Source organism: Dactylosporangium sp. NPDC000555 (assembly GCF_040300025.1).
In the GTDB taxonomy this organism is placed as follows: Bacteria; Actinomycetota; Actinomycetes; order Mycobacteriales; family Micromonosporaceae; genus Dactylosporangium.
The window spans coordinates 1-15,227 of record NZ_JBEPDB010000067.1; the positions used below are offsets into that span (position 1 = coordinate 1).

Genomic DNA, 15,227 nt, shown 5'->3' on the forward strand with positions numbered 1-15,227 from the left:
GGTGCAGCGCCCGCCGGTCCAGCGGCCCGGTGCCGGTGAACGCGACCTTCACAAAGCCGAACACGCACACCGCGCCGCAGGCCACCAGCGCGATCACCGCGCGGGTGCCGGCCGCGTTGCCGCCGGACCACTCGTCCCAGCGCCGGAACAGGAAGTGCCAGGCGAACGTGAGCACCGTGACGATCACCGTCGCGGAGTCCAGGCCGAAGCGCAGCCACTGGCCGCGGGTGCGCCGCGCGGCCGGGATGCGCAGCAGGCCCCACAGCATGATGAACAGGCCGGTCAGGTAGATGGCCGCGGTCAGCGGGCCGACGTGCTGGGGCAGGGCGATGCCGTGGTACATGTCGGCGGCGTTGCTGAGCCCGCCGAGGCCGATGAACACCATGCCGAGCCCGATGTGACGCCAGAAGCGGGCCGCGCCCGGTGCGATCCCGGGCGCGGCGGCCGTCGACAGGCACGCGGCCACGCCGAAGCCGCAGGCGAAGGGCACCGCGACCCAGCCGACCATCGCCGGTATCGGCCGCATCAGCCCGACGGCGAACCACACCTCCGCCAGGGCCGCCAGGAGCGAGGCCGCGACGAGCAGCCGGGTCGGACGCCAGGTCGCCACCCTCTCCACGCCGACGAGATCGGCACGCGGCCGCCATTCATGAATCAAACCTCCTCACAACCCCCCTCATCACCCCTCGCGCCCGCTCGCCGGGGCCGGTGGCCGCGCGTAGCGTCGATGGTATGACCGAACCTCCCGAAGATCGAGATCGGCGGAGGCCCGAAGGTCCTGAGCCCTCCGCGGCCGCCGAGCCGCCGAGGGCACCGGCGCCCCCGCCGCACGCGGCTCCTCCCCCGCCTCCCCCGCCTGGCGCGGTCCCACCGCCGCCCGGCTCGGGGTGGGGCGACGCCCGCGGCTGGGTGAGCACGCCCGGCCGGGCCGCCCTCGTCGCGGTGCTCGCGACCCTCCTCCTCGCCGTCGTCCCCTGCTCGGTCGGCGCGTTCCTCGCCGGCCTCACGGTCGGCTCCGTCTCGACCGGCCACCATCACTGGGACGAGCGCCGGCACGCCCCCTACGACGGCCCCTACCCGGGGCCCGGGCCGCGCCTCGAGAAGCCTGAGAAGCCTGGGACACGGCCCGACGACCCCACGCCGACGAAGCCGCCGCCGGGCAAGGTCGCGCCGGCTCCGTCCGCGACCTGATCCGCGACGGACACCCGGACGCGAGGCCCGGCGCGGGCGGTCGTTCGGTCCCGGCCGAACGGTCCCGTCGCTACGGTCCCCGGCATGGAGTTTCCGATCGTCACCGGCGCCGATGTCACCACCCTCATCGACACAGCCGTGGCCGAGGTCCTCGCGGTCGCCGGCGGCTGGCTGGGCTGGGACGGGCGCCCGGTCGCGTTCGACGGCAACGCGTGGACCCCGCACAAGGCGCTGCGCCGCGTCACCGACCACCTGATCGACCATCTGGCGGAGATCGAGTGCCGGCTCGCCGGGCTCTCGCCGCTGCCCGACGCCTGGCACGGGCGCACCGTCACCACCCACGCCGACTTCGCCCGGTTCACCGAGAGCGACCTCGACGAGGCGACCAGCCGGCTGACCCGGCTCGCGGCCTGCTACCGGGCCCGGCTGCGCGGGCTCGGCCCGGAGGCGCTCGACGGCCGGCCGGCGCCGGACACCTGGACCCTCCGGGAGGTCGTGCACCACGTCGCCGGGGTCACCTACTACGCACGGGCGATGTCCGGGGCGTGGACGGCGGCGCCGCGCGCATGGCGCCCCGGACCCCCGGACGGCCCGTGCCTCGGCTGTGGCAGTGTTGAGCCATGGTGACGGCCAGGCCGGCCGCCGGGGGCGGGCGTTGGGTGGAAATCTCGCCGGAGCGGCTGCGGGGGTGGCTCGACGGCTTCTACGGGCGCCATCAGGGCGCCGACGAGGACGGCCTCGTGCTCACCGGGGCGAACAACGGTGACAAGGCGACGCTGCACCCGCCGCCGGGCCTCGACGGGGTCGCGGACGCCGACGCCCTGCTCGCCGGGCTCGCCGTGCCGCCGCGGATCGGGCTGCTGCTGGCCCGCAAGGGCGCGGTCGCGGCCGGCATCGCCGACGGCACGACGATCACGGCGTCCAAGGTGGAGCGCTTCCACGTCCACGGGCGCACCGCGGCCGGCGGGTGGTCCCAGCAGCGGTACGCCCGCCGCCGCGACAACCAGGCCGACGCGGTGGCCGGCAAGTCCGCCGACATCGCGGCGCGGGTCCTGCTGCCCGAGGCCGGCTCGCTCGCCGCGCTCGTGTGCGGCGGCGACCGGGGCATGATCGACGCGATCCTCGCCGACCGGCGCCTGGCGGCCCTCGAGGGGCTGCGCCATCCCCGGCTGCTGGAGGTCGCCGAGCCGCGGCTGGCCGTCCTGGAGGAGGCCGTCGTCGCCGCGCGGAAGGTCCGCGTCCACCTGGTGCCGTAACGGGAGCGGGCCGACCGGCTCTCGCCGATCGGCCCGCTTGCTACAGGTACCGGATGGAACCCTGGGTCAGGGGTAGTTGACCACGTTGGACGGGGAGACGTTGGAGGCCTGCGCCGCCGCCCCGGTGTCGTTGATGACGTGCGTGATCGAGCCCTTGCCCAGCGACACCGTCAGGATGTTGTGGAACTTGACGTTCGGGTTGTTGGGCACCTCGTACGCGTGGTACGCGGCGATCGACGGGTCGTCGTTGAACACGCAGTAGCTGCCCATGCCCCAGGCCTCGTGCGAGGTGACGTTGTTGGCCACCTTGTACGCGGCGTAACCGGTGATGCCGTCGTGCGACCAGGCGGCCGCGCTCGGCGGGTCGTAGGGCAGCTCGTTCTGGAAGAAGATCGTCTTGCCGCCGTTGCCGTTCCAGATCACGTTGTACTTCTGGAAGTGCTCGACGAACAGGCCGTAGGCGGTCACGTTCTGGCCGTTGACGATGAGGCCGGTGTCGGACGGGTTGGAGGTCCAGCCCGCGCCGGCGCCATGGTCCGCCCGCCACGCCCAGATGTGGTCGATGATCGTGTTGTTGTTGTTCACCACAAGGGCGGTGGTCACCTTGGCCGCACCCGCGCCGCCGACCCGCAGGAAGACGTCGGAGATGAGGTTCGGGGCACCCGCGTGGTTGCCGGTGGCGCCGTTCGGGCCGACCTGCAGCAGCACCGGCGAGTTGGTCGTGCCGGCGTCGAACAGCAGGCCAGCGATCTTCACGCCGTCGACGTCACCGACGGCCATCGGCAGGGCGCCGTTGTCCGCGACGATCGTCGCGTAGCCCAGGCCCAGCACGACGGTGTTGGCACGGTTGATGTTGACGGTCGAGTTGAGGTGGTACACGCCCGGCGTGAACAGCAGGTTGAGGCCCTGCGCCACGGCCTGGTTGAGCGTCGCGGCCGTCACGCCCGGCTTGGCGACGTAGAAGTTGTTGATCGACAGCGAGGTGCCCGGGGTGTTGCCGTTGATCCAGGTCGCGCCGCTGCTGTTGGTGCGCAGCGACGGGACGAACACCCGGTAGCCGCCGGCGTCGGCGTAGAGGTACGGCTTCTCCTGGGTGACCGGGCTGGTCGGGAGGGTGGTGTACGGCGGCGTGGGGAAGCTCTGCGCCGGGGCGCCCTGCACACCGGAGAACACCATGTTCCACACGGAGCCGTTCCAGCTGCCGATGGTGCTGTCCCGGGTGAACCACTGCTGCTGCGAGCAGGGGTTGATGTTGCCGCTGACCCGCGAGTCGGCGATGTAGCCGCCGGAGGCCCAGCCGCAGTCGGGCGAGGCGAGGGTCATGCCGCCGTGGACGTCGATCCGGCGGAACGGCGCGGCCTGCGCGACGGCCCAGCGGTCGACCCCGGAGACCGGGTAGATCGACAGGTTCTCCGCCGAGCGCCAGAAGTTCTGGGTGGCGTTACCGGCGAACCAGCCCGCGTCGACGGTGATGTCGCCGTTGATCTTGACGTCCTGCGGGTTCTGGCCGAGGCCGTTGATCGAGGTGTAGAAGCCGATCTGCGCGTTCAGGCCGCTGTACGAGCCCGGCTTGAACAGGAACTGGTAGCGCTCGTTGCCGAACTGGTTCTTCTCCTGCTGGGTGAAGACCTGGTCCAGCTTCGCCTGGATGGTGGCCGAGGACTGGCTCGGGTCGAACACGATCACGTTCGGGCCGAGGTCACCGCCGCCGGGCAGGGGGTTGCCACTCGTCGACGGGCTCGCCGACGGGCTGGCGCTCGCCGACGGGGAGGAGGTCGTGCCGCTACCGCCGGTGTTGACGATGAACTCCCAGATCGAGTACCCGTAGGCGGTGGCGCGCGCGGTGCCGTACAGCCGGATCCAGCGGCCGGAGCCGCTCAGTCCACTGAGGACCTGGATGCCGCCGGTGCCGCCGGTGACCGTCTTGATGGTCGTCCAGTTGACGTTGTCGGTCGACGTCTGGATCTGGAAGTCCTTGCCGTAGGCCGCCTCCCAGTTGATCGTGACCTGGCAGATCGACTGGACCGAGCCGAGGTCGACGCGCAGCCACTGCGGGTCGCTGAACGCGCTCGACCACCGGGTGCCGGTGTTGCCGTCGACCGCGGCGGAGGCCGGGCTGGCGGCGTTCTCGGTGCTGGAGGCGTCGGCCGTCTTGCCCTGGGCGGCGTTGGAGGCGGTGTTGCACTGCCCACCCGGGGCCCCGAACGAGCCGTAGACCTGGAACTCCCACAGCGAGTAGCCGTAGGCGGTGGCGCGCGCCGTGCCGTACATGCGCACGTAGCGGCCGCTGCCGGTGACGTTCAGCGTCTCGGTGCCGCCCGCGCCGGTGGTGGTGGAGTAGACGTTGGTCCAGGTGTTGCCGTCGGGCGAGGTCTGGATCTGGTAGGACTTCGCGTATGCGGCCTCCCAGAACAGCTTGACCTGCGAGATCGTGGCCGTCTGGCCCAGGTCGACCTGGATCCACTGCGGGTCGCTGAACGCGCTGGCCCAGCGGGTGCCGGTGGTGTTGCCGTCGAAGGCGGCGGACGCGGGGGTGCCGGCGTTCTCCGTGGACGAGGCCGTCGCCGGCTTGCCCTGCGAGATCAGGGTGTCGGCGGCCGAGGCGGTCAGGGTCGTGGTGACGGCGTACGTCGCCAGCACCACGACCGTGGCGATGGCGGCGAAGACGAGATTTCGGCGGCGTCGGCTCGCCGTTGGCGGTGCGGCGGTGTGCATCGTTGCTCCTGATTCAGGGCATTGTCGGCAGCCGGAAGTGCCACCGCGGGTGCGGTGGTGGACTTGTGCTCCGGCCGACGGGGTGTCAGGCTCACCGGACCGGGAACGGGCGGCCCGGGAACCGGGGTGGGGTTCGGAGAGCGCTCTCCAAGGACGAGGGTTATCCGCCAAGCCGCCGCTGTCAAGAGGTCTGCGGTTCCGGAACTGAAATTAGAGAGCGCTCTCCTGAAGAGCGCTCTCGCATCGAACCCTGTAGTCGATCCCGGCGTCCCTCGCGTACTGGATGACCGCCGCCGCGAGCACCCGGCGCCGAGCCGCCTCCTCGCCCGCCACGACGAGATCCTCCAGGCCCGCCAGCCGCGGCTCGCGGTCCAGCGGGAGCTCCTCCCGTTCGAGCCGGGCCGCCGCGTGGAACTCCGGATCGACGATGAGCGCGGTGAACGGCAGCGCGGCGAGCAGGTCGAGCCGGACGGTCCCGGTGCCAACGTGGTCGAGCGCGAGCCGCACCCCGGTCGCCCGCAGTTCCCGCATCACCCGGCCGACCGCGTCGTCGTCGGCCAGCTGCGTCGCCGGCAGGGCGAGTGTGAGGCACTCCGGCGCGAGGCCCGCCTCCGCGAGCAGCCCGGCCAGCTCCGCGGCGAACCCGGGCGAGACCAGCGCGGCCCGCCCGACCTCGATCGTGAACGGCGGCCGCGCCGCCGCGATCGCCCGGCGCAGGTCCGCCGGCCGCGACTCCGGAGTCATCAGCAGCCCGGTCAGGTTCGGCGTGTACCGCGCGTACGTGCCCTTGCCGCGCTTCTTCGCCGCGTACATGGCGATGTCGGCGTGCCGCAGCAGGTCCGGCGCGCCGTCGCCGGGCTGGCGCTCGGCGACCCCGACGCTGGCGGTGACGACGAGGATGTGCCCGTGGCTGCGCACCGGCGCGGCGAGCTGCGCGAGGATGCGCCGTGCCAGGGCCTCCAGGCGCCCCCCGTCCGTGGCATCGCCGTGCCCCGCCTCGACTTTCCCGGACATCGCCAGTGCCTCCAGGCGCCCCCTGTCCGCGGCGTCCCCGTGCCCCGCCTCGACTTTCCCGGACATTGCCAGGGCCTCCAGGCGCCCGCCGTCCATGGCGCCGCCGTGCCCAGCCTCGGCTTTTGCGGACATTGCCAGGGCCTCCAGGCGCCCGCCGTCCGCGGCGTCCCCGTGTCCCGCTCCGGCTTTCCCGGACATTTCCGAAATATCCGGAATGAGCACGGCGAACTCGTCGCCGCCGAGGCGGGCCACCAGGTCGGCCGGGCGGACTGCGGCGCGCAGCCGGCGGCCGACCTCGACCAGCAGGCCGTCGCCGACCGGATGGCCGAGCGCGTCGTTGACCGCCTTGAAGTCGTCCAGGTCGATCAGGATCGCCGCCGCGGCGGTCTCCAGCCGCTCGTTGAACAGCGCCCGGTTGGGCAGCCCGGTCAGCGCGTCGTGCGTGGCCTGCTCGTGCAGCAGCCGCTGATGCTCCCGCAGCGACTTCAGCAGCCCGTCGTTGTCCCGGAACGCCAGCAGCTGCCGGGCCACGACCGCCCCGGTGGCCCCGACCGCGCCGAACAGCACCGGGAGGGTACCGAACCCGCTAACCGTCACCGCGACGAGCAGCAGGTTGACGGCGGCGACCGCGAAGTACGGCAACACCGAGTACGACCGCCGCGGCGCCGGCACGACCCCGACCGGCGCGACCCGGGCGCGCTGCAGGAACCCGGCAAGGGCGACCATCACCGCCACGGCCGTGGTGATGATGTTGGAGACGCCGGCCAGGCGGGGGCTAGGCAGGACGGGCACGAGCGCCGAGCCCAGCGCGCCGATCAACACGACGCCGGCGAGCGCCTGCAGGGCCCGCACGTCGACCGCCTCGGTACCGACCAGGATCAGCTTGACGACGGCGAGGACCGCGAGCAGGCAGAGCACGCTGAGCACCAGCATGCCGAGCACCTTGGGCAGCTCGACGTGCGCCGCGAGGCGCGGGTGCAGCACGAAATGCCACAGGAAGGTCGCCGAGCACACCAGGACGGTGGCGGCGTCCAGCCCCAGCCGCAGCCAGTCGCCGCGGCTGCGACTGCGGGCGGGCAGCCGCAGCAAGGCCCAAAGCACGAGCAGCAGCCCGATGCTCAGCAGGGCGACCGCGCCGGTGAGCACCGGGCCGGTGTTGCGCCCGCCCAGGCTCGCCTCGGTCAGCGGCTGGGTCGCGGGCGCGATGAGCAGCGCGGCGATCGCGAGGTGCCGCCAGAACCGGCGCCCGGCGGGGTCCAGGCCGGGCGTGCGGGAGGCCCGCAGCAGGTAGCCGCCGCCGATGGCGATGCCGACCGCGCCCGGCAGCCAGCCGAGCACGGTGAGCCCCTCGAACCCGGCGAGGCGTGCCAGCCCCCAGCCGACGGCAAGGGCGAACAGCGGTGCGTACACGGCGAGCAGTCGGCTCGATCTCACCGCCAGTCATCACCGCCTTCGCCCCGGCCGGCAGTACCGGCCGTCATATCTTCGGCTGAACCAGTGCAGAGATGAGTGGTCTCGCCCGGGGTCTCGCGGGGGGTGCGGACAGGGTAGCGCCCCGTGCACGGCACGATCCAGTACGCCGGAAAAATGGATCATCATTCAGCTCGGTGGATTGTCGGCCGATACCCGCACGGCCCGGCGCCGGGTCACCATCGGAAGCTGCGGCCCAGGTCCGATCCTGTGTTCGGATCGATCGGGGTGGGGTGCACCCGCAGCAGCGACCGGACGCTGCCCAGGAGCGCGTCGAGGCTGAACGGCTTCACCATCTGGTGCACCGCGCCGGCCAGCACGCCGCTACTTACGACGTCCGGCTGCGACAGCGCCGACAGCAGCATGACCGGGATCCGGGCGGTCTGCGGGTCGGCCCGCAGCCGCTCGCACGCGGTCAGGCCGTCCTGCCCCGGCAGCATGATGTCCAGGATGACGAGGTTGGGCAGGCAGGCCACGGCCGCGTCCACGGCGGCCACCCCGTTGTCCGTCTCGATGACCTCGAAGCCGGCCCCGACCAGCTTGCGGGCCACCAGGCCGCGCAGATCCTGGTCGTTATCCACGACCAGGATGCGGGCGGTCTGCTTCTCGGATGCCACGGCCGTGCTCATGAGGGCGCCTCCTGCGGGGGGATGTCCACCTCAGGTTCGACCGGCGCGCGTACATCCGCAGTGCCGTCCGGTTGCCAGATGGTTCGTTTCAGCGCCCGGATCCGCGCGGCCTGGTCGCGCAGCAGCGCCTCGCCCGCCTCCCGCACCGCCGCCTCCGCCACGGCGGCCGAGACACCCGCCCCCGGCGCGATCTCGACCCGCCAGCGCCGCATCCCCTCCACCCGCACCGCGACGAGCCCGTCCCGTGAGCGTCCACGCGCGACGATCGCGGCCCGGCGCGCCACGTACTCCTGCGCCCGGCGTCCCAGCGCCGGCGGCTCCCGCGCGACCGGCTCCCCGGCCGCCGCGCTCACGGCCGCCAGGAACGCCCGCGTCCGGGCCGCCCACAGCGCCCGCGCCAGCGCCTCGAGGTGCCGCGCCAGCGCGGTTGTGTCCCGCAGTACCGACGCTTGGAGCGCGACGCGCAGGCTCGCGGACCCGGTCAGCTCCCCGGCCACCGCGCCCCCGGCGACGCTCGCCCGCACCCGCGACCCCTCCCCCGTCACCGCCATCCGAACCACTCCGGCCGGTCGTCCATCAGCCGGCCCGTAGTCGCGAGCGCGGCCGCCACCGCGTCGCGCCGCTCGCGGATGTGCCCGCGCAGCAGCCCGATCGCCTCCCGCACCCGCTCGACCACCTCGACCGGATCGTCCGCGCTGAACGCGGTCTGCGGCGGCTCGGCCGGCCCGGTCGCCGCCACCACCTGCGCCACCGCCGCGACCCCGCCGACCGCGAGCGCCGCCGCCCCGCCGAGCGGGACCGCCGCCACCGCCGCGACCGAGGCCACCACGGTGAAGGTGACCGACCATTCCGTACGCGTACAGTCGCCGCACGCGCCCAGCGCCCCGATCGCCTGCTCGGCGATCCGGTCGGCGTCCTGGCGTGCCCGCGCCCAGATCTCCTGCTGCGCCCGCAGCGCCGAGCGCAGCACCGCCGCGATCGCATACTGGTTGCGCACCAGCGCCGGCCAGGGCTCCAGAAAGCCGGTCCGGAACCGGTCCGCGGCCGGCCCGGTCCACACCCGCAACGCACCGGCGGTACCGAGAAACCGCGCCAGCTCAGGGTCGGCCGGCACGGCCGGATCGCCGCCGTCCCCCGTGGACAGTCCACGAAGGACGCTCGTGACCCCGTCGGCCATCGCGTCGAACCGCCCCGGATCGGGAAACCCGGTCAGCGCCCGGAACGCGTCCGGCACGTCGGCGAACTCCCGCTCCACCGCGGCCTGCCGCCCGGCATCCCCGCGCAGCCCCACCATGGCGACCTCGCTCGCGAGCCGCTGAATCTCCGCGGCATGCGCCATGAGCAGCTCGTACGTCATCGGGCACCCGCCTGCGGCAGCCGCCCGTCCGCACCCCGCAGCCGCTCGAACTCCGCACGGGCCGCCGCGTCGGCGCGCGCGTACTCCCCGGCCGCCGCGCACACGGCCTCGGCCGCCTCCGTAGCCTGCCGGGCCGCCCCCGCGAGCACGCTCACGAGGCTGCGCCGCAGCGCACACCACTCGGCGTCGTCGTGCCGCACGCCCTCGAGATCCGCCGCCGCCCGCTCGTACACACCCGCGAGCGCCGGCAGCTCCCGCCGCCCGGCCCGCCACAACAGATAGAGATCGACACCCAGCACCGTTTCCCGCCCCCTCGGTCTTTTTCGCTGGGGCACCGTAGGTTCCCGGGCGCGCTGAACGCCAGTCCGATTTATGGCGTTTTAGCCTGTTCCAAAGACGGTCCCAGCAGGTCCCACCGGTTCCCCGCGATATCCCGGAAGACGACGATCTTGCCGTACTCCTCCACGCGCGGTAACCCTTCGAACGCCACCCCGTGTTCGAGCATCCGCGCGTAGGCCGCCTCGAAGTCGTCGACCCGCCCGGCCGCCTACTCTCCCACCCCGGCGAGCCGACGCTCCCGGTCGGCCTGGGCGAGCAACAGCCCCGTACCACCCCCGGACGGCCGCACCATGACCCACCGCTTGGCCCGCCCGCCGACGGAGGTCACCGAGGGGGAATCCTCGACGAGCTCGAACCCGAGCACGGAGACGAAGAACTCGATCGCCGGGTCGTACGCCGCAACCACGATCGTGACCAGGTCAAGTCGCATCGCCCGAGCGTAACCACCTTCACCCCGGGCATGGGGGATACTGCGTGGGCGGGCCGGGAGGGGATGCGCTACGCTGTACCGGCTGCACGCGAAGGCGGGCGGCGCCGGGACATAGCGCAGCTTGGTAGCGCACTTGACTGGGGGTCAAGGGGTCGTGGGTTCAAATCCCGCTGTCCCGACGTTGAAAAAGGCCAGCCCAGCTGGCCTTTTTTATTGGCATGCCTCGATACAGCGATCGTCGCATGACACGAGTTTTGGCCCGTACGGGCGTACTGTTATTCGCTGCGAAACGCCCCGAGCTGCGGCGTTACCACCACGCCCGGCACGACGGCACCCCGAATTCGTAGCGCTCGACCGAACCCGGAACGACGCTGAGCTGCAGTTTCACGGTCAAGACGACCGGCACGCCGCTCAACGACCCCAAAACTCACCCTGCACCACCGCCGCCGCCAGCGACGGCCACTGTGGACGATCACGACACACCGCCGACACGTACACCCGTACTGTAATCATCAGAAACTGGCAGACCGCCTCAGCACACCATCCACGTCGTCTTCGACGACCGCCGGCGCTCGCTCATGCCGAAAGCGGATGTCCGATCGTGGTGCGGTGCTGTTGACCTCACCCCAAGTTCAAGTGCTTCGCTGCGGGCTATGAATCTTGACGGGCTACGCGTCGCTATCACCGGCGCTGGACGCGACACGGGACGGTCGCTGGCAGAATCGTTTGCCGAGCGCGGCGCACAGGTGTTCCTCTCAGCCCGGAGTCTGGCGGCGGCCGAGCATGTTGCCGATCTGATCCGTCGGCGCGGGCGTGGTCATGCGGAGGCATTTCGCTGCGATCTGGGCGAGGCCGACTCGGTACGCGCGTTCGGTTCGGCGTTGGCCGATCGAACAGAACACCTCGATGTGCTGATCAATAACGGTGCCAGCTACATCGAAGGTGACGACCTGGGGGACGTCTCGGACGTGCAGATCGAGAGCGTGATGGCTGCGGGCGGGACCGGCACCATACTGTTGACCAAACATCTGCTGCCGCTGCTGCGAACCTCGCCGCGGGCCGACATCGTCAACATCATCTCCGCCTGCGGCGAGGTCGGGCACCGCCGTTCTGGCGCGCATCCCGCGTTCTACGCTGCCAAGCATGCCCACGCCGGGCTCGCCGAGATCCTCTCGCATCGGCTCAGGCCGGAAGGCGTCCGGGTGATTTCCCTCTTCCCGCCGGACTTCGTTCAAGATGGACCGCGGCAGGCGAACAGCGACCTCACCGCCCGGTCGGTCGTCGAGTGCGTACTGTTCGCGGTCGGGCAGCCACGGGACTGCTTCATCCGCGAGTTCCACTTCGAGCAGGTCCGGCATTGATCAGGACGTCGAGGCCATCGCGGTCGCGCCGGCTAGCACGGAACCATCTGCGCTGATTTGCCGCGATGCGGATCGGTGTCGAGTGCCGGTCGGCACTTACAGCGAGGGCAGCCGGTCGCCGCTGGCTGGGCTGATGTAGTTGTCCAGAAAGTAGCTGTAGATCTGCAGGTGGCCTTGTAGGGCGCCGTCGAGGTAGGCCAGGTAGTCGACCAGGCCGCCGGCCGCTTCTCGTTCGTCGGCGCGGTCCGAGTCGCTCCAGCGCCGATGCTTGGTCGTGATCCACTCCTGGAGGCGTCCCCGGTCGCGCCACCACTGGCGGACAAGAGCCGGCGTCCAGTACGCGTCGCCGTCGCAGGCCCAGCCGGCCCATGGATCCTCCCGGGCCGCGACGAGGACGGCGCGGAGCTCAGTTCCGTCGATGGCCGCGGCATGCTGATCCCGGTGTCGATGCTGGACGACTAAGGGGGTACGGCTACGTCGCCGGCTGGCTTTGGAACAGGGCCTCGATCCGGGCGTCGTAGGTCCGCCAGTGCACATCGGCGCCGGGGAGGCCGGCGGTGACCTCACGCAGGACCGTCAGTTGCTGGTTGGCGAGGACCGAGGTGTACACCTGCGTGTTGCCGGCCGCAATCTCAAGGATGCGGCTAAGGTCATCGGCGGTCAACAGCTCCGATATCGCGTTGATCAAGGTCAGGACACCTGCGGCAAACATGTAGGTCCGTTGCTCCGCGAGCAGCTTCTCCAGTTTGGGGAGCAGGCGAGGCTCAGGCCGATGAAGGTCAACAGCGCGCCGCCTGTTTCCAACCTCCGTGGCTGCGTCCGCGAGCCGGTCGATCACCAGGCCGTCGACCGGTGCGGCGGGCAGGGGACCGAACAGCTCATACGTGTCGAGCATGCCGACGATGCTGGTCTCGCGGAGCAACTGCTCAATGCGATTCCGAGCACCTGCTCGCAGCGCATCCCAGGTGAACGGCAGGTAGCACAAGCCAGAGACCAGTCGCATCAGCCCCTGGTCATCGAGGTGATCCTGCCGGTCGTTCAGGATCTGCCGGGCGGCGTTCTCGAGCTCCGTCGGCGCCAGGTCGAACATGGCCATCGCGGTACGAGTGGCGCGCCACCGGATGGCCGCCTCGTAGTCTGCGGACAGCGTCGTCTTGCAGACCACCTTCATGAGATTGGTGCGCAGGGTCGCGGAACCGCGATCCAGGTAGCTGTCCTTCAGGTACTCCCTGAGCTTGTCCTCCGCGCGCGGAAACGATGGCTCCGCGATCTCGCGAACAAACCTGTCGATGGCCTTGCGCCCCGTGACGGGCCCGTGGGCCAGCAGGCCGTCGACCGCGGCGGCCAGGTGGGCCCGGACCAGTTCAGGGCCGGGGCTGAACAACTCGTCGTCGCCGCCCACGTAAGCCGGATGAGCGCATAGGTTCCGATCCGCTTTGAGCCGGGACAGCTCGTCGTACTCGCGTGCACCGATGAAATGCAACCGGTCGCGGGCGAGGTCGAGCAGCCCGTTCTCGAACCGTTGCAAGGCGACCTTGTCGGCGCTGGCGATTGCGGTGTCGAGGTCTCTTGCGCCGGCTACCGCGGCCGGCTCACCCTGCTCCGCCAGTAGCCGGATCTTATCGATCAGGTCGGAGGTCACCGCAATCCACAAGGAGAGGATCGCCGATCGGTAGGCGGCTGCGCCGTACGCGGCGATCGCTTCGTCCACATATCGCTGTGACCGGCTCGAAACGACCCGAGCCCGCAACACGTCAACCCCGCGCACGTCCTGCTCCCTGCTCATCGATCCGTCGGCACTTAACGCGTCCTACCCTAAGGCCGTCCCGCGGCCCGACCCCGTCGGCGTCCATCACCTGGCGACGACCCGGTGGACGGCACGGCCGTCCGCGGGACGCTATGGCATCAGTCGCCCAGCAGTGCAATCGAGAGCACCGTGCCAGCTGACCTCACCGACGTGCGGGCGATTGTCCGCAGGGAGCTCACACACGCTGGCGCTGGCCAGCGCACCCGGTTGGGAGGGCGACATCTCCCTGCCAGGTGCCGCATTGCGGTTCGATGGATCACGCGGGGTTTGAACCGCCCCGGGTTTCTTGGAGGCTCCGAATCCTGGAAAGGTAGGAGCCACCATGGCTGCACCGAGGAAGTACCCCGATGAGCTGCGCGAGCGCGCGGTTCGGCTCGTGTTCGAGATGCGGAAGTCGACTGGTCAGAAGCAGGGCGCGATCGCTCGGGTTGCTGACCAGTTGGGCGTTCACCGTGAAGCGTTGCGGGGCTGGGTCCGCCAGGCCGAGGTCGACTCGGCCGCGCGGCCGGGCACGTCGAGCGAGGACGGGCAGCGGATCGCCGAGCTCGAGCGGGAGGTCCGGGAACTGCGCCGGGCCAACGACATCCTGAAGGCGGCGGCGAGTTTCTTCGCGCGGTAGCTCGACCCGCCACAGACCAGATAGTCGCCTTCCTCGACATCTATGGTGCGCTCTACGGGGTCGAGCCGATCTGCCAGGTCCTGCGTGACGCCGGCCTGCCGATCGCCCCGTCGACCTACTACGCCGCCCGCAACCGGCCCCCGTCGACCCGATCGGTCCGTGACGACGAGCTGTGCCGGCTCATCCAGGCCGCCTACGACGCCAACTACCGCGTCTACGGCGCCCGCAAGATCTGGCGGCAGCTGCTACGCGACGGCGAGCAGGTGGCCCGCTGCACGGTGGAACGGCTGATGCGCCGCCTCGGCATTCGCGGTGCCCGCCGCGGCAGGACCCCACGGACCACCAGATCCGACCCGGCCCTGCCCAAACCGGCCGACCTGCTGCGCCGGAACTTCACCGCCACCGCGCCGAACACCCGATGGGTCGCCGACTACACCTACGTCCCGATCGAGGGCCAGACCGTCTACGTCGCGTTCGTCATCGACCTGTACTCCCGCGCAATCGTCGGCTGGCGCCTGGCCGAACACCAGCGCACCGACCTGCCCCTGGATGCGTTGACCATGGCGCTGTGGCAACGCCGACCCGACCGCGACGCCCTCATTCATCACTCCGACCACGGCTCGCAATACCTGTCCATCCGCTACACCCACGAGGTTGAACTCGCCGGCGCCCAGCTGTCCGCCGGGACCGTCGGCGACTCGTACGACAACGCTCTGGCCGAGACCGTAATCGGCCTCTACAAGACCGAACTCGTTGCCAGACAAGGACCCTGGCACACCCCAGACCAACTAGAGATCGCCACACTCGAATGGGTCGACTGGTACAACCACCGCCGGCTCCACGAGGCCTGCGACTACCGCCCACCCGCCGAGTACGAAGCCCTCTACTACCTCAACTATCCACCAGTTACTGTCGACACAGCCCACTGATCACGGCCTCCACGAAACCCGGGGCGCTTCAGTTCAGCACTTGCATGTCACCGGTCCATCTATTTACTAGTCCACCCGGCAGCTGAGCCGCCCGCACGCGATGGAGCTGC

General features: G+C 71.0%; 13 protein-coding genes, 1 tRNA gene, 2 pseudogenes and 1 other annotated feature. Of the genes and pseudogenes, 6 read left to right on the forward strand and 10 right to left on the reverse strand.

Annotation, left to right across the window (positions count from 1 at the left end):
* Nucleotides 1-610 (reverse strand): annotated as a pseudogene (locus ABT297_RS31120) (hypothetical protein); the annotation flags it as partial.
* 299 nt (nucleotides 611-909) lie between these two features.
* On the opposite strand from ABT297_RS31120, the gene ABT297_RS31125 reads away from it, so the two are divergent.
* The 3 genes from ABT297_RS31125 to ABT297_RS31135 all read left to right on the forward strand — a co-directional run bounded on the left by ABT297_RS31125 (nucleotide 910) and on the right by ABT297_RS31135 (nucleotide 2,447).
* Nucleotides 910-1,191, forward strand: coding sequence for a hypothetical protein (locus ABT297_RS31125; protein WP_350555966.1), 282 nt, complete (start codon nucleotides 910-912; stop codon nucleotides 1,189-1,191).
* Nucleotides 1,192-1,275: 84 nt separating this feature from the next.
* Nucleotides 1,276-1,818, forward strand: a complete 543-nt coding sequence (locus ABT297_RS31130; protein ID WP_350555967.1) for a DinB family protein — start codon at nucleotides 1,276-1,278, stop codon at nucleotides 1,816-1,818.
* Complete coding sequence (locus ABT297_RS31135; protein ID WP_350555968.1) at nucleotides 1,812-2,447, forward strand: acVLRF1 family peptidyl-tRNA hydrolase; 636 nt, start codon at nucleotides 1,812-1,814, stop codon at nucleotides 2,445-2,447. The genes ABT297_RS31130 and ABT297_RS31135 overlap by 7 nt, the downstream gene beginning before the upstream one ends.
* Before the next feature lie 66 nt (nucleotides 2,448-2,513).
* Here the strand turns inward: ABT297_RS31135 and ABT297_RS31140 are convergent, their stop codons facing one another.
* The 7 genes and pseudogenes from ABT297_RS31140 to ABT297_RS31170 form a co-directional block, all read right to left on the reverse strand.
* Nucleotides 2,514-5,162, reverse strand: a complete 2,649-nt coding sequence (locus ABT297_RS31140; protein WP_350555969.1) for a pectate lyase-like domain-containing protein — start codon at nucleotides 5,160-5,162, stop codon at nucleotides 2,514-2,516.
* A gap of 210 nt (nucleotides 5,163-5,372) precedes the next feature.
* Complete coding sequence (locus ABT297_RS31145) at nucleotides 5,373-7,610, reverse strand: diguanylate cyclase domain-containing protein (RefSeq protein ID WP_350555970.1); 2,238 nt, start codon at nucleotides 7,608-7,610, stop codon at nucleotides 5,373-5,375.
* A gap of 212 nt (nucleotides 7,611-7,822) precedes the next feature.
* Complete coding sequence (locus ABT297_RS31150) at nucleotides 7,823-8,275, reverse strand: response regulator transcription factor (RefSeq protein ID WP_350555971.1); 453 nt, start codon at nucleotides 8,273-8,275, stop codon at nucleotides 7,823-7,825.
* Nucleotides 8,272-8,826 carry a hypothetical protein gene (locus tag ABT297_RS31155; protein WP_350555972.1) on the reverse strand — a complete coding sequence of 185 codons (555 nt, stop codon included), beginning with the start codon at nucleotides 8,824-8,826 and terminating at the stop codon, nucleotides 8,272-8,274. The genes ABT297_RS31150 and ABT297_RS31155 overlap by 4 nt, the downstream gene beginning before the upstream one ends.
* A complete protein-coding gene (locus ABT297_RS31160; RefSeq protein WP_350555973.1) occupies nucleotides 8,817-9,632 on the reverse strand; it encodes a hypothetical protein in 816 nt (271 codons plus the stop codon). Before ABT297_RS31160 ends, ABT297_RS31155 begins: the two co-directional genes overlap by 10 nt.
* A complete protein-coding gene (locus tag ABT297_RS31165; protein WP_350555974.1) occupies nucleotides 9,629-9,931 on the reverse strand; it encodes a hypothetical protein in 303 nt (100 codons plus the stop codon). Before ABT297_RS31165 ends, ABT297_RS31160 begins: the two co-directional genes overlap by 4 nt.
* Before the next feature lie 71 nt (nucleotides 9,932-10,002).
* Nucleotides 10,003-10,401, reverse strand: a pseudogene (locus ABT297_RS31170) (VOC family protein).
* A gap of 105 nt (nucleotides 10,402-10,506) precedes the next feature.
* Between ABT297_RS31170 and ABT297_RS31175 the strand changes: the two are divergent.
* Both ABT297_RS31175 and ABT297_RS31180 read left to right on the forward strand, forming a co-directional pair.
* Nucleotides 10,507-10,580 (forward strand) — tRNA-Pro (locus tag ABT297_RS31175).
* A 474-nt stretch (nucleotides 10,581-11,054) separates the two neighbouring features.
* Nucleotides 11,055-11,762 (forward strand): SDR family NAD(P)-dependent oxidoreductase, encoded by a 708-nt coding sequence (locus tag ABT297_RS31180; RefSeq protein WP_350555975.1) that lies wholly within the window; start codon nucleotides 11,055-11,057, stop codon nucleotides 11,760-11,762.
* A gap of 96 nt (nucleotides 11,763-11,858) precedes the next feature.
* On the opposite strand, the gene ABT297_RS31185 is transcribed toward ABT297_RS31180, so the two are convergent.
* Together ABT297_RS31185 and ABT297_RS31190 are read right to left on the reverse strand one after the other, a co-directional pair.
* Complete coding sequence (locus ABT297_RS31185) at nucleotides 11,859-12,299, reverse strand: hypothetical protein (protein WP_350555977.1); 441 nt, start codon at nucleotides 12,297-12,299, stop codon at nucleotides 11,859-11,861.
* The gene (locus ABT297_RS31190) at nucleotides 12,235-13,530 is read right to left on the reverse strand and encodes a hypothetical protein (RefSeq protein WP_350555978.1); all 1,296 of its coding nucleotides are present in this window, start codon (nucleotides 13,528-13,530) and stop codon (nucleotides 12,235-12,237) included. The genes ABT297_RS31185 and ABT297_RS31190 overlap by 65 nt, the downstream gene beginning before the upstream one ends.
* A 361-nt stretch (nucleotides 13,531-13,891) precedes the next feature.
* On the opposite strand from ABT297_RS31190, the gene ABT297_RS31195 reads away from it, so the two are divergent.
* A protein-coding gene (locus tag ABT297_RS31195) for an IS3 family transposase (RefSeq protein ID WP_502885676.1) occupies nucleotides 13,892-15,117 on the forward strand; the annotation gives its coding sequence in 2 pieces (ribosomal slippage) (nucleotides 13,892-14,180 and nucleotides 14,180-15,117; 1,227 coding nt in all).
* Nucleotides 14,167-14,298 (forward strand) — a sequence feature (AL1L pseudoknot). It overlaps the preceding gene by 132 nt.
* Nucleotides 15,118-15,227: the final 110 nt, after the last annotated feature.

Coding starts and splice junctions, on each gene's coding strand:
- ABT297_RS31185 (WP_350555977.1), bottom strand. CDS start 12,299: ATGTGCACTGGCGGACCTACGACGCCCGGATCGAGGCCCTGTTCCAAA.
- ABT297_RS31150 (WP_350555971.1), bottom strand. CDS start 8,275: ATGAGCACGGCCGTGGCATCCGAGAAGCAGACCGCCCGCATCCTGGTC.
- ABT297_RS31155 (WP_350555972.1), bottom strand. CDS start 8,826: ATGGCGGTGACGGGGGAGGGGTCGCGGGTGCGGGCGAGCGTCGCCGGG.
- ABT297_RS31135 (WP_350555968.1), top strand. CDS start 1,812: ATGGTGACGGCCAGGCCGGCCGCCGGGGGCGGGCGTTGGGTGGAAATC.
- ABT297_RS31140 (WP_350555969.1), bottom strand. CDS start 5,162: ATGCACACCGCCGCACCGCCAACGGCGAGCCGACGCCGCCGAAATCTC.
- ABT297_RS31160 (WP_350555973.1), bottom strand. CDS start 9,632: ATGACGTACGAGCTGCTCATGGCGCATGCCGCGGAGATTCAGCGGCTC.
- ABT297_RS31130 (WP_350555967.1), top strand. CDS start 1,276: ATGGAGTTTCCGATCGTCACCGGCGCCGATGTCACCACCCTCATCGAC.
- ABT297_RS31180 (WP_350555975.1), top strand. CDS start 11,055: ATGAATCTTGACGGGCTACGCGTCGCTATCACCGGCGCTGGACGCGAC.